The sequence below is a fragment of the Blastococcus sp. SYSU D01042 genome, from assembly GCF_054050515.1.
The window spans coordinates 130,303-142,728 of sequence record NZ_JBJGZM010000007.1 but is presented as its reverse complement, the minus strand read 5'-3'; the positions used below and the strand labels follow the sequence as shown (position 1 = coordinate 142,728).

The 12,426-nt window shown below is 75.2% G+C and carries 12 protein-coding genes; 5 read left to right on the top strand and 7 right to left on the bottom strand.

Features of this window, described 5'->3' with window-relative positions; all coding sequences use genetic code 11:
- Window positions 1–77: 77 nt before the first annotated feature.
- Entirely contained in the window at window positions 78–896 is an 819-nt protein-coding gene (locus ACI79H_RS14285) for a helix-turn-helix transcriptional regulator (protein ID WP_456555065.1), read from the top strand.
- Between the two features lie 23 nt (window positions 897–919).
- A complete protein-coding gene (locus ACI79H_RS14280; protein ID WP_456555064.1) occupies window positions 920–1,285 on the top strand; it encodes a PH domain-containing protein in 366 nt (121 codons plus the stop codon).
- Here ACI79H_RS14280 and ACI79H_RS14275 read toward each other — a convergent pair.
- The gene (locus tag ACI79H_RS14275) at window positions 1,282–2,229 is read right to left on the bottom strand and encodes a 2-hydroxyacid dehydrogenase (protein WP_456555063.1); all 948 of its coding nucleotides are present in this window, start codon (window positions 2,227–2,229) and stop codon (window positions 1,282–1,284) included. The two genes, ACI79H_RS14280 and ACI79H_RS14275, sit on opposite strands and share 4 nt — an antisense overlap.
- 60 nt (window positions 2,230–2,289) lie before the next feature.
- Between ACI79H_RS14275 and ACI79H_RS14270 the strand changes: the two genes are divergently transcribed.
- Window positions 2,290–3,408 (top strand): PQQ-dependent sugar dehydrogenase, encoded by a 1,119-nt coding sequence (locus ACI79H_RS14270; RefSeq protein WP_456555062.1) that lies wholly within the window; start codon window positions 2,290–2,292, stop codon window positions 3,406–3,408.
- On the opposite strand, the gene gatB is transcribed toward ACI79H_RS14270, so the two are convergent.
- The 4 genes from gatB to gatC are packed head-to-tail and all read right to left on the bottom strand — an operon-like array spanning window position 3,405 to window position 6,941.
- Window positions 3,405–4,913 carry an Asp-tRNA(Asn)/Glu-tRNA(Gln) amidotransferase subunit GatB gene (gatB, locus tag ACI79H_RS14265; protein ID WP_456555061.1) on the bottom strand — a complete coding sequence of 503 codons (1,509 nt, stop codon included), beginning with the start codon at window positions 4,911–4,913 and terminating at the stop codon, window positions 3,405–3,407. The genes ACI79H_RS14270 and gatB overlap by 4 nt on opposite strands.
- Entirely contained in the window at window positions 4,910–5,113 is a 204-nt protein-coding gene (locus ACI79H_RS14260; RefSeq protein ID WP_456555060.1) for a hypothetical protein, read from the bottom strand. The genes gatB and ACI79H_RS14260 overlap by 4 nt, the downstream gene beginning before the upstream one ends.
- On the bottom strand, window positions 5,110–6,627 hold the full coding sequence (gatA, locus tag ACI79H_RS14255; RefSeq protein ID WP_456555059.1) for an Asp-tRNA(Asn)/Glu-tRNA(Gln) amidotransferase subunit GatA: 1,518 nt from the start codon (window positions 6,625–6,627) through the stop codon (window positions 5,110–5,112). The genes ACI79H_RS14260 and gatA overlap by 4 nt, the downstream gene beginning before the upstream one ends.
- Window positions 6,624–6,941: an Asp-tRNA(Asn)/Glu-tRNA(Gln) amidotransferase subunit GatC gene (gatC, locus tag ACI79H_RS14250; RefSeq protein WP_456555058.1), complete on the bottom strand. Its 318-nt coding sequence runs from the start codon at window positions 6,939–6,941 to the stop codon at window positions 6,624–6,626. Before gatC ends, gatA begins: the two co-directional genes overlap by 4 nt.
- A gap of 174 nt (window positions 6,942–7,115) precedes the next feature.
- On the opposite strand from gatC, the gene ACI79H_RS14245 reads away from it, so the two are divergent.
- A complete protein-coding gene (locus ACI79H_RS14245) occupies window positions 7,116–7,781 on the top strand; it encodes an ACT domain-containing protein (protein WP_456555057.1) in 666 nt (221 codons plus the stop codon).
- A 102-nt stretch (window positions 7,782–7,883) separates the two neighbouring features.
- Window positions 7,884–9,788: a DUF222 domain-containing protein gene (locus ACI79H_RS14240; protein WP_456555056.1), complete on the top strand. Its 1,905-nt coding sequence runs from the start codon at window positions 7,884–7,886 to the stop codon at window positions 9,786–9,788.
- A gap of 28 nt (window positions 9,789–9,816) precedes the next feature.
- Here the strand turns inward: ACI79H_RS14240 and ACI79H_RS14235 are convergent, their stop codons facing one another.
- Together ACI79H_RS14235 and ligA are read right to left on the bottom strand one after the other, a co-directional pair.
- Window positions 9,817–10,212, bottom strand: coding sequence for a PPOX class F420-dependent oxidoreductase (locus ACI79H_RS14235; RefSeq protein ID WP_456555055.1), 396 nt, complete (start codon window positions 10,210–10,212; stop codon window positions 9,817–9,819).
- A gap of 51 nt (window positions 10,213–10,263) precedes the next feature.
- Window positions 10,264–12,423 (bottom strand): NAD-dependent DNA ligase LigA, encoded by a 2,160-nt coding sequence (ligA, locus tag ACI79H_RS14230; protein WP_456555054.1) that lies wholly within the window; start codon window positions 12,421–12,423, stop codon window positions 10,264–10,266.
- Between the last annotated feature and the right edge of the window lie 3 nt (window positions 12,424–12,426).

Here is a 12,426-nt window from a genome sequence, read left to right as displayed (position 1 = left end):
TGGATCGTAGGCGCGACCGGTGACACCTCCGAGACGGTGCTGGTACTAGTAGCGGCACCACCACCGAACGGACGTCCGTGACCGCCTCCGCCCGCCGCGAGCTCGCCGAGTTCCTCGGCTCCCGCCGTCGTCAGCTCTCCCCCGCCGCCGTCGGCCTGCCGGCCGGGGCGAACCGGCGCACGCCAGGGCTCCGCCGGGAGGAGGTCGCGCTGCTCGCCGGGGTCAGCCACACCTGGTACACGTGGCTCGAGCAGGGGCGGGACATCCGGCCGTCGGTGCAGGTCGTGGACGCCCTGGCCCGCACCCTCCGGCTCTCGCCCGCCGAGCGGGAATACGTGCTGCGGCTGTCCGGCAACGGCCCGGTGCGCAGCGACGAGGCCCCCGAGACCGTCCCCGCGCACCTGCAGCGGCTGATGGACTCCCTCGGCCCTTCCCCCGCGTACGCGATCACCTCGAGCTGGTCGATCGCCGGGTGGAACGCGGCGTACGCACGCCTCTACCCGGGCGTCGCCGCGCTGCCGGTCGAGGACCGGAACCTGCTGTGGGTGGTGTTCACCGACCCGGCCGTCCGCCGGCTGCTCGGCGACTGGGCGACCGACAGCCGGCGCTTCCTCACCCAGTTCCGGGCGGAGGCCGGACCGCGGCTCGCCGACCCCGGCGTGGTCGCCCTGGTGTCCCGGCTGGAGGAGGCGAGCCCGGCGTTCCGCGAGGGGTGGGCCAGCCACGACGTCGACCGGTTCACCTCCACCGAGCGGCGCTTCGAGCACCCCGAGGTCGGCTCCCTGGTGCTCGAGCACCACCAGCTCACGCCGGCGGACGCCCCCGGCCTCCAGCTGGTCGTCTACACCGCCGCGGATCCCGGCAGCGCGGCCCGGCTGTCCCGGCTGTCCGGCTGAGCCGTCTGGGAGGATCGACGGTCGTGGACACGCCCACCCGCTTCCGGATGAACCGCACCACCCTGCTGCCGGTGCTGGTGTTCGCGATCTGCCTGCTCCCGCTCACGGCGGCCTCGGTCTGGTTCCTGCTGGTGCTCCTCGTGCCGGTGCTGCTGGCGGCCTGGGTGGTCCGCACGGGCTTCGACGTGGACGACGCGGCCATCACCGTCCGCACGCTGGCCGGCTCGCGCCGGGTGCCCTGGACGGAGCTGGCCGGCGTCCGCGTCGGCGAGCGCGCCGAGCTGTGGCTGGTGACCACCGGCGGCACCGAGGTGCGGCTGCCCGCCGTCCGCGCCCGCGACCTCCCGGCCATCGGCCGGGCCTCCGACGGGCGGATCCCGGTCCGCTAGTAGCGGTCGACCACGTTCTCCAACGGCTCGCCGGCCAGGATCCGGCGCAGCTGCGCCGTCACCGCCGCCGCCGCCCGCTCGTTGGTGCCCGGCACGTCGCCACCCACGTGCGGGGTGAGCAGCAGGTTCGGCGCGCTCCAGAGCGGGTGCCCCTCGGGCAGCGGCTCGGGCTCGGTCACGTCCAGGGCGGCGCGCAGCCGGCCGGCGGTGAGCTCGGCGAGCAGCGCGTCGGTGTCGACGACGACGCCGCGGGCGGCGTTGACCAGCAGCGCGCCGTCCCGCATCGCGGCGAGGAAGGCGGCGTCCACCAGCCCGGTGGTCTCGTCGGTGACCGGCACGATGACGACGACGACGTCGGCCTGCGGCAGCAGCTCGGGGAGCGCGCTGGTCGGGTGGACCCCGTCGCGGGCGGAGCGGGCAACGAAGGTCAGCTCCACGTCGAAGCCGGCCATCATCCGGCCGATCGTGCGGCCGATGTCCCCGGCGCCGACGACGAGGACCTTCGCGCCGACGAGGCTGTGGTGGGTGCGGGGCGTCCAGCGCCCGGCGTCCTGCTCCCGGACGAAGAACGGCAGCCCGCGCTGGGCGGCGAGCGTGGCCGCCACCGCCCACTCCGCCGTCGACGGCGTGTGCGCGCCGCGGGCGTTGCACAGCGCGACGCCGTCGGGCAGCCGGCCGGCGAAGCGCTCGGCGCCGGCGCTGAGCAGCTGGACCACGCGGAGGTCGGGCAGGGCGGCGAAGAACTCGCCGTCGGGCACGTCCGCGCCGCCCGAGCGCGGGACCCAGACCTTGGAGCGGGCGGCGTCGCCCGTGGGCGAGCCGTCGGCCGCCGACCACCGGTGCGCGCGCACCCGGGGGGAGACCGCCTCGGCGGCGGCCGCCAGGGCACGGGAGGGGACCAGGACGTCGAGCACCTCGTCGGGGCCGACCAGCGGTTCGTTCACGAGCCAGGACAGTAGGCGCACGCGCCGGTCGGGCCCAGCCCGCGCACGTACTGTGGAGCCATGCGGCGGGCGAGGGCGGGTGCGCTGCTGCTGGCCGCCGTCCTGCTCGGCGGGTGCGGCAGCGACGGGTACGAGCCGTCCGGCCCCTTCCGCCCGCTGCCCGAGGGCGCACCGCCGGAGGTGGGTCCGCCCCGGTCCTCCGCTCCGGTCCCCGGCCGGCCGGCCGACCCCGGCGCCGACGAGGAGGGCGGCGACCCGAACGTGGTCGCCACCGGCCTCGCCGTCCCCACCGGGCTGGCGCTGCTGCCCGACGGCACCGCGGTCGTCGGCGAGCGGGACACCGGCCGGATCCTGCAGGTGTTCCCCGACCGCTCCCCCGCCCGCGAGCTCATGGTCGTGCCGGGCGTGGACACCGCCGGCGACGGCGGCCTGCTGGGCCTGGCCGTCTCACCCACCTACCTCGAGGACGGGCTGCTCTACGCCTACCTCTCCACCGCCACCGACAACCGGGTGGTGCGCTTCCCCGTCGGCGGCGTCCCGAACGCGGTGCTGACCGGCATCCCGCGCGGCGAGGTGCGCAACGGCGGCGGCCTGGTCTTCGGTGCCGACGGCACCCTCTACGTCGGCACCGGCGACGCCGGGAACCCCGCGGCCGCGACCGATCCGGTCTCGCTCGCCGGCAAGGTGCTGCGGATCGACGTCTTCGGCCGGCCGGTCGGCGCCGGCCCGGTGTTCACCAGCGGCCACCGCGACGTGACCGCCGTCTGCACCGGGGAGGAGGACCGGCTGTTCGCCGCCGACGCCTCGGCCGACGGCCCCGACGAGCTCAACGGGCTCGTCGAGGGCACCGACTACGCGGTCACCGCCCCGGTGGTGGAGATCCCGCCGGGCGCCGACGGGCTGGGCGGGTGCGCCGTCGCCGGCGACGCGGTCTTCCTCGGCGCGCTGGACGGGCAGCGGGTGCACGCCGTCCCGGTGGACGGGGGCGGCACCGTCTCCGGCGAGCTCGAGGAGTTCCTCGCCGGCGAGTACGGCCGGCTGCGGACCGTCGTCGCCGACCCCACGGGCGCCCTCTGGATCACCACGTCCAACCGCGACGGCATCGGCACCCCGGCGGAGGACGACGACAAGGTGCTGCGGATCAACCCGCCGTCCGCTGCCGGCGGCTCCCCGCTCTAGGAGACCAGGCGCTCTTCGAGCATCCGCTTCACGGTCGCGGCGTCGGCCTTGCCCCGGGTGGTCTTCATGACCGCCCCGACGAGCGCGCCGATGGCCTGCACCTTGCCGCCGCGGACCTTCTCCGCGACGTCGGGGTTGCCCTCGATCGCGGCCTCGACGGCGCTGACCAGCTCGTCGGACTCGCCCATGACGGCCAGCCCGCGCGCCTCGACCACGGCCGCCGGGTCGCCCTCGCCGGCGAGGACGCCGTCCAGCGCCTGACGGGCGAGCTGGTCGTTGATCGTGCCGGCCGAGATCAGCCCGATCAGCTCGGCCACCTGGGCCGGGGTGACGGCCAGCTCGGCGAGCTCGGTGCCGGTGTCGTTGGCGCGGCGGGCGAGGTCACCCAGCCACCACTTGCGGGCGTCGGCGGGCGAGGCGCCCGCGGCGACGGTGGCGCTGACCAGCTCGACGGCGCCGGCGTTGACCAGCCAGGCCATCTCGGTCGGCGAGATGCCCCACTCGTCGGAGAGCCGCGATCGGCGGGCGGCCGGCAGCTCGGGCAGCTCGGCGAGCAGCGTGGCGACCCACTCCTCGTCGGGGGCGACCGGCACCAGGTCGGGCTCGGGGAAGTACCGGTAGTCCGTCGCCTCCTCCTTGCTGCGGCCGGGCGAGGTGGAGCCGGTGTCCTCGTGGAAGTGCCGGGTCTCCTGCAGGACCGAGCCGCCGCCGTCGAGCACGGCCGCCTGACGGCGCATCTCGAAGCGCACCGCCCGCTCGACCGAGCGCAGCGAGTTCACGTTCTTCGTCTCGGTCCGCGTGCCCCACTCGAGGCTGCCGGTCGGCGCCAGCGAGGTGTTCACGTCGCAGCGCAGGTTGCCCTGCTCCATCCGGACCTCGGAGACGCCGAGGGCGACCAGGACCTCGCGCAGCTCGGTGACGTAGGCCTTCGCGACCTCCGGGGCCTTTGCACCGGCGCCGGGGATGGGCCGGGTGACGATCTCGACCAGCGGGATGCCCGCGCGGTTGTAGTCGATCAGCGAGTGGTCGGCGCCGTGGATGCGCCCGGTCGAGCCACCGACGTGCAGGTTCTTGCCGGTGTCCTCCTCCAGGTGCACGCGCTCGATCTCGACGCGGTACGTCTCGCCGTCCACCTCGACGTCCAGGTGGCCCGCGACGCACAGCGGCTCGTCGTACTGCGTCGTCTGAAAGCCCTTGGGGATGTCCGGGTAGAAGTAGTTCTTCCGGGAGAACCGGGCCCAGGTGGCGATGCGGCAGCCCAGGGCCAGGCCGATGCGGATCGTCGACTCGATGCCCACGGCGTTGGCCACCGGCAGCGAGCCCGGCAGGCCCAGGCAGGTGGGGCAGGTCTGGGTGTTGGGTTCGGCGCCGAAGGTCGTGGCGCAGCCGCAGAACATCTTCGACGCCGTGCCCAGCTCGACGTGGGTCTCCAGGCCGATCACCGGCTCGTAGCGGGTGAGGACCTCCTCGTACGCGACGAGGCGGTCGGCGGTGGCGGTGCTCACGGGGTCGGGCCCTCCTTGGGGGCAGTGCGCCGGGCTGCGGCCCGCTCGGCGCGGCCGGTGACGACGGCGCCGAGGGCGGTCAGCACGCCCAGGACGAGGAAGACGGCGAAGACGGCGCGGTCGGTGGCGATCCACCCCACGACGCCGGCGACGATGACGAAGGCGGTGAGGCCCCAGGCGGCCTTGAGCGGGGCGCTCACGCGGCGCTCCCCGCGGTCAGCTGGTCGAGGAACCGGGACCCGCGAGCGGCGTCCTGCGCGGCCTCGAGCGCGGCGGCGACCTTGTAGCAGCGGTCGTCGGCCAGCGCCGGCGCCATGATCTGGAAGCCGACCGGCAGCCCCTCGGACAGCCCGCACGGCACCGAGATGGCCGGGATGCCGGCCAGGCTCGCCGGCAGCGTGCACAGGTCGGCGGCGTACATCGCGATCGGGTCGTCGACGCGGGCGCCGACCGGCCAGGCGACCGTCGGGCTGGTGGGGCTGACCAGCACGTCGACGTCGTCCCAGGCGCTGGTGAAGTCGCGGGTGATCAGCGTGCGGACCTTCTGGGCCTGCCCGTAGTAGGCGTCGTAGTAGCCGCTGGACAGCGCGTAGGTGCCCAGGATGATCCGGCGCTTGACCTCGGGGCCGAAGCCCTGCTCGCGGGTGAGCGCCATGACCTGGTCGAGGTCCCGGTTCCCGTCGTCGCCGACCCGCAGGCCGTACCGGACGCCGTCGAAGCGGGCCAGGTTGGACGACGCCTCGCTGGGCGCGATCAGGTAGTAGGCGGGCAGCGCCAGGTCGAAGGCCGGGCAGGAGACCTGGCGGACCTCCGCGCCCAGGCTCTCCAGCAGGGCCACGGCCTCGGCCACACGGGCGAGCACGCCCTCGTCGTAGCCGTCGGTGTGCCCCTCGCCGCCGAGCTCGGTGACGACGCCGACGCGCAGGCCGGCCAGGTCGCCCTCGGCGCCGCGGCGGGCCGCCTCCGCGAGCACCGGCACCGGCGAGGCGATGGAGGTGGAGTCCAGCGGGTCGTGGCCGGCGATGGCCTCGTGCAGCAGCGCCGCGTCGAGGACGGTGCGGGTCATCGGCCCGGCCTGGTCCAGGCTCGAGGAGAAGGCGATGAGGCCGTACCGGGAGACCGAGCCGTAGGTGGGCTTGTGCCCGACCAGGCCGGTGACGGCGGCGGGCTGGCGGATCGAGCCGCCGGTGTCGGTGCCGATCGCCCACGGCGCGAGGCCGCCGGCCACCGCCGCGGAGGAGCCGCCGGACGAGCCGCCCGGGATGCGGTCGTGGTCCCAGGGGTTGCGGGTCACGCGGTAGGCGGAGTTCTCGGTGGAGGAGCCCATCGCGAACTCGTCCATGTTGGTCTTGCCGAGCAGCACCGTGCCTGCGTTCTTCAGCCGGGCGGCCAGCGTCGCGTCGTACGGCGGGCGCCAGCCCTCGAGGATCTTCGAGCCGCTCGTCGTCGGGACGCCTTCGGTCACGACGACGTCCTTGAGCGCCAGCGGGATGCCGGCCAGCGGACCGGTGGCGGTGCCCCCGGCGCGGGCGGCGTCGACCTGCTCGGCGGTGCGCAGCGCCGCCTCGGCGTCGACGTGCAGGTAGGAGCCGAGCGCGGCGTCCTCGGCCTCGATGCGGTCGAGGTAGGCGCGGGTGACCTCGACCGAGGTGACCTCGCCGGCGGTGAGCAGCCGGCCGAGCTCGGCGGCGTCCGTGGTGGTCAGCTCGCTCACGCCTCCTCCCCCAGGATGCGGGGGACGCGGATGCGGCCGTCCTCGGCCGCCGGCGCACCGGCGAGCACGACGTCGCGGGGCAGGCTGGGCCGGGCGACGTCCTCGCGGAAGACGTTGGTCATCGGCACGGCGTGCGTGGTGGGCGCGACGTCGGCGACGTCGGCCTTGCCCACCTGCGCGACGGCGTCCAGCACGGCGCCCAGCTGACCGGCGAAGAGGTCGAGCTCCTCGTCGGTCACGGCCAGCCGCGAGAGGTGGGCCAGGTGGGCCACCTCGTCACGGGTGAGTCGGTCCTTGCGGGACGGCGTGCTCATGCGCGGCGGAACTCCACTTCGAGGGGACCTTCGGCACGGGCTCCCGCGGTCGGGGGCCGGCACCGGACCTTCCCACTGTACGTGGGGGGTCTGGCCAGGTCGTCACCGTGAGAGGCTGCTCCCGACTGCGATCACCGGAGATCGGCCCGAGCCCCAGAGCTCCTCGGAGGAACCGTGTCCTATCTCCTGCGGCTGGTCATGCCCGACCGCCCCGGCATCCTCGGCGCCGTCGCGACGGCGCTGGGCACCGCCGGCATCGACATCGTGTCGCTGGACGTGCTCGAGCGCGGCACCGGCATCGCGGTGGACGACCTCGTGGTGGACCTGCCGCCCGGCCGGCTGCCCGACAGCCTGATCACGGTGGCCCAGGGCGTGCCCGACGTGCGCGTCGAGTCGCTGCGGCCCTTCGCCGGCCCCCTGGACACCCACCGCGAGCTGGAGCTGCTCGACGCGCTGGCCCGCGCCGGCGAGGCGTCGGCGGCAGCGCTGCTGGCGGCGGAGCTGCCCCGGGTGTTCCACAGCGGGTGGGCGGTGGTGCTCGACTGCGGGCCGGACGGCTGGTCGGTGCAGGCCGCGTCCGAGGCGGCGCCGGGCTTCGCGGGAGTGTCGCTGCCGTGGCTGCCGCTGTCGGGTGCGCGGCTGCTGCCCAGCGACGACGACTGGCTGCCCGAGCGCTGGCGCGAGATGGCGATCGAGATGATGGCCGCGCCGTACGGCGGGGACCACTGCGCGGTCGTCGTGGGCCGGTCGGGCGGGCCGGCGTTCCGCCGCTCCGAGCTGCTGCGGCTGGTGCACCTCATCGGGATCGCCTCGACCGTCCGGCACCTGCCGCCGGCGTGACGGTGCGCGAGACCTGATCCGCTCGAGCAGGCCCGTGGGTCTGCTGCTCCCGCTCGCCGGCGGTCACCTGTAGGTGTCGGTGGTCGAACATATGATCGAACCGTGCCCGACACCGCCTCCCGTCCCACCGCCGCCACCGGTGCGCCGTCGGTCGGGTGGGCGAGCGGGCCGCTCGGTGCGGTGCAGGCGGCCAGCCGCGAGATCGCACGGCAGACCGCCGTGCGGGCGAGGGCGGTCGCGGCCTTCGCCGCATCCCGCCCCGCGTCAGCGGACCGCCCCGCGGGAGCTCCGGGCGCCATGAGCGCCGACCGCCGGGCGGCGCGGCCGGAGGTGCTCGCCGACGTCAGCGAGTGGGCGGCGCAGGAGCTGGTGGTGGCGCTGTCGATCACCCGGACGGCCGCCGAGAACCTGCTGGAGCGGTCGCTCACCCTCGTCCACCGTCTCCCCCGGACCCTGGAGGCCCTCGAATCCGGGCTGATCCACGACGGCCACCTCTGGTCGATGCTGGAGCGGGTCGCCCCGGTCCGTGACACCGCCGTCCGCGCCCGGGTGGAGCGCGAGGTGCTCGACTGGGTGGCCGGCCGGCAGGTCACCACCCCGCCGCAGCTGACCGCGAAGGTGCGGCGCTCGGTGCTCCGGCACGACGCCGCGGCCGCAGCCCAGCGGCTGGTGCGGGCGCTGCGGGAGCGCGGCGTCTCCGCCCGCGCCGACCGCCGGGAGGGCATGGCGGTGTTCGACGCGCTGCTGACGGTCCCCGAGGCCCAGGCGCTGCTCGATGCGCTGGGCCGGTGCGCCGATGCGATCGACGACCCCGAGGACACGCGGACCCGCGGCCAGAAGATGGCCGACTGCCTCCTCGACCTGGTGCTCCGCCCGGGCGAGAACGGCCATCCCGCGGTGCAGGCCCAGCTCACCGTCGTCGCCGGCATCCGCACGCTGGCCGGTGGCTCCGCACCGGGTGAGATCGGCGGCGAGCCGGTGCCCGCCGACGTCGTGCGCGCCCTGGCCCGGGCGCTCGGCCTGTTGCCGGCCGACCCCGCGCGCTCCCCCGCACCGCACCGGCGGGTGGACGTCCCGCCGGAGGAGACGTGGGACGACACCCTGCGGGCCGCCGACGAGCGGTGGTGGGCCGAGGTCGAGGCGCGGGCGCTGCACGGTGAGTGGGGTGGCGAGGAGGACCCGCCGCCCGAGGAGATGGAGCGCTGGTGGGCGCTCGACGCCGAGCACGCGCAACCGCCACCGGACCCCGAGCCAGAAAACCCAGCGCCGGCAGTCCCCGCCGCGGGCGGATGGGCGGACGCCGACCGGGCGGTGGACGAGGCCGGCGCCCTGCTCCTGGAACTGCAGCGCGCCACCTGCCGCGCGGATCGAGCCGTGACCGACGCCCGCCGCGCCGAGGCGGACGACCGGGACGCGTGGGACGACAGCCCCGCCGGCCGGGTGAGCACCGCGGCGAGCGACCTGGCCGCCCTCCGCGCGCTGACCGACGAGCAGCGCGACGCGCTCGCCGCCCTGCTCGACCGCAGCGCCGGCGGGGGCCTCGTCGACAGGCCGCGCATCGCCGTGGTGGACGAGCTGACCGGCGCCCTGCGCTGCCTCACCGACAGCGACGAGCTGCGCCGGCACGCCACGTGCGGCGCCCGCCGCTGCCGTCGCGACCCGGCGCGGTGCGACCACGACCTCACGGGTCGGCCCGGTCTCGGTCCGCCTGGCACGAGCGCCGGCTACCGACCGGGGGCCGCGCTCGACCGGTACGTCCGCGCGCGGGACCGGCGGTGCCGCTTCCCCGGCTGCCGCCAGCGGGTGCCGCGCGGCGGTGAGCTCGACCACGACCGCCCGTGGCCGGGCGGCACGACCAGCGCGGGCGACCTGATCGGCTACTGCACCGGCCACCACCGCGGCAAGCACCAGGCACCCGGCTGGCGCCACGACCTGGCCCCGGACGGCACGCTGACGGTCACCACACCGACCGGCCTGGTCGCCACGACCACCCCGCCGCCGTTCTGAGGCAGCGGGAGGGACGGGCGAGCGGACCTCAGCCGCGCGGTGACGTCACCTTCTCCGGCGTGATCCGGACCAGCAGGCGGACCTGGTCCCGTCCGCCGAACCACGGGTACGGGCGGCCGATGTAGCGCTGCGACAGCTCGTCGATGTGCTCGCGGGCACCGACCTCGGTCACCTCGGTGACGCGACCGCGGACCTCGAAGTAGCGGCTCGGGTCGTCGGGGTCGGCCACGTTCAGGGCCACCCGCGGGTCGCGCTCCACGTTGCGGACCTTCTGGTGCCCGCGGACGGTGTTGATCAGGACGTCGCGCCCGTCGGTGTCCACCCAGGTCTGCGTCATCTGCGGCGAGCCGTCGGGCATCAGGGTCGAGAGGAAGCAGGGGCTGGGCCGGCGGAGCAGGTCGAGCAGGGCGTCGGGCAGCGACACGCTGGGTCCTTCCGGAGGGGTGGACCCCGCCCCTACCCCCGACCTCCCGCGTCACTCCGCCGGCGGCTCGCTCCCGTCACCGATCGTCGCGACCGCCCGGGCGGCGTCCGGGCCCTCGGCGAGCAGCACCTGGAAGCCGTCGTCGTCGAGGATCGGCGCCTTGACCTGCACCGCCTTGTCGTACTTGCTGCCGGGGTCCGCCCCGACGACGACGAAGCCGGTCTTCTTCGACACCGACCCGGTGACCTTGCCGCCGCGCTCCTGGATCGCGGCGATCGCCTGGTCGCGGCTGTGGTCGCGCAGCGAGCCGGTGACGACGACGGTGACGCCGGTCAGCGGGCCGGGGCCGGCGTCGCTGCCCTCGTCGACCATCCGCACACCGGCGCGGCGCCACTTCTCCACAACGTCGCGGTGCCAGTCGACGTCGAACCAGTCGCGCACCGACTTCGCGATCGTGGGCCCCACGCCGTCCGCCGCCGCGAGCTCCTCCTCGGACGCCTCCGTGATGCGGTCCAGCGAGCGGAAGTCGCGGGCCAGCGCCTGCGCGGCGGTGGGGCCGACGTGCCGGATGGAGAGCGCCACCAGCACCCGCCACAGGGGCACGTCCTTGCGGCTCTGCAGGTTGGTCAGCAGCTTCTGGCCGTTGGCCGACAGGGTGCCGTCCTTCTTGGTGAAGAACGAGGACCGCTGCAGCTGCTCGGCGTCGAGGAAGAACACGTCGCCCTCGTCCTGCAGCAGCGAGCTCTGCAGCAGGGCGATCGCGGCCTCGTACCCGAGGTTCTCGATGTCGAAGGCGCCCCGTCCCGCGACGTGGAACACCCGCTCCCGCAGCTGGGCCGGGCAGGACCGCGCGTTGGGGCAGCGGATGTCGGCGTCGCCCTCCTTCTCCGGCCGCAGCTCGGTCCCGCACTCCGGGCAGTGCGACGGCATGACGAACGCCGTCTCCGAGCCGTCCCGCGCCGCGACCACCGGTCCGAGCACCTCGGGGATCACGTCCCCGGCCTTCCGGATGACCACGGTGTCGCCGATCAGCACGCCCTTGCGCACGACTTCGCTGGCGTTGTGCAGCGTGGCCAGCTGCACCGTGGAGCCGGCGACCTTCACCGGCTCCATGTACGCGAACGGCGTCACGCGGCCGGTCCGGCCCACGTTCACCCTGATGTCGAGGAGCTTGGTGGTCGCCTCCTCCGGCGGGTACTTGAACGCGATCGCCCACCGCGGCGCCCGCGACGTCGACCCGAGCCGGCGCTGCAGCGCGTACTGGTCGACCTTGACGACGACGCCGTCGATCTCGTGCTCCACCGAGTGCCGCTGCTCCTGCGTCCGCTCGATGTAGGCCCACACCGCCTCGAGGTCGTCGACGACCTGGGACCGGTCGCTGACCGGCAGGCCGAGCGCGCGCAGCCGGTCGTAGGCGGCCGACTGCCGGTCGACGTCGAAGCCGCGGTGCGCACCGACGCCGTGCACGACCAGGCGCAGCGGCCGGGAGGCGGTGACCTTGGGGTCCTTCTGCCGCAGGGAGCCGGCGGCGGCGTTCCGGGGGTTGGCGAACGGCGCCTTGCCCGCCTCGACCATGCCGGCGTTGACGTCGGCGAAGCCGGAGACCGGGAAGTAGATCTCGCCGCGGACCTCCAGCAGCTCCGGGACGTCGTCACCGGTCAGCTGCTGCGGGACGTTGCCCATGGTCCGGACGTTGGCCGTGACGTCCTCCCCCGTCGTCCCGTCGCCCCGGGTCGCGGCGCGGACCAGCCGGCCCTTCTCGTAGACGATGGCCACGGCGACGCCGTCGACCTTGAGCTCGCACAGGTAGGCCGCACCCGCCGCGCCCTCGCGCTCGACCCGCGCGGCCCAGGCCGAGAGCTCGTCGCTGCTGAACGCGTTGTCCAGGCTCTGCATCCGCTCGAGGTGCTGGACCGGCGCGAAGGTGGCCGTGCCACCGAACCCGCCGTTCACCTTCTGGCTGGGCGAGTCGGGCGTGACCAGCGCCGGGTGCGCGGCCTCGATCGCCTTGAGCTCCCCCATGAGCTCGTCGTACTGACCGTCGCTGACCAGCGGCTCGTCGCGGACGTAGTAGGCGAACGCGTAGCGGTCGAGCTCCTCGGAGAGGTCGCGGTGCCGCGTGCGCGCGTCGTCGGGGACCTGGGTGAGGTCCTCGCGGTCGGTCGGGGCCTCGACGACCGGCTCGTCCAGCGCGGCGGGATCGGTGCTCACGGG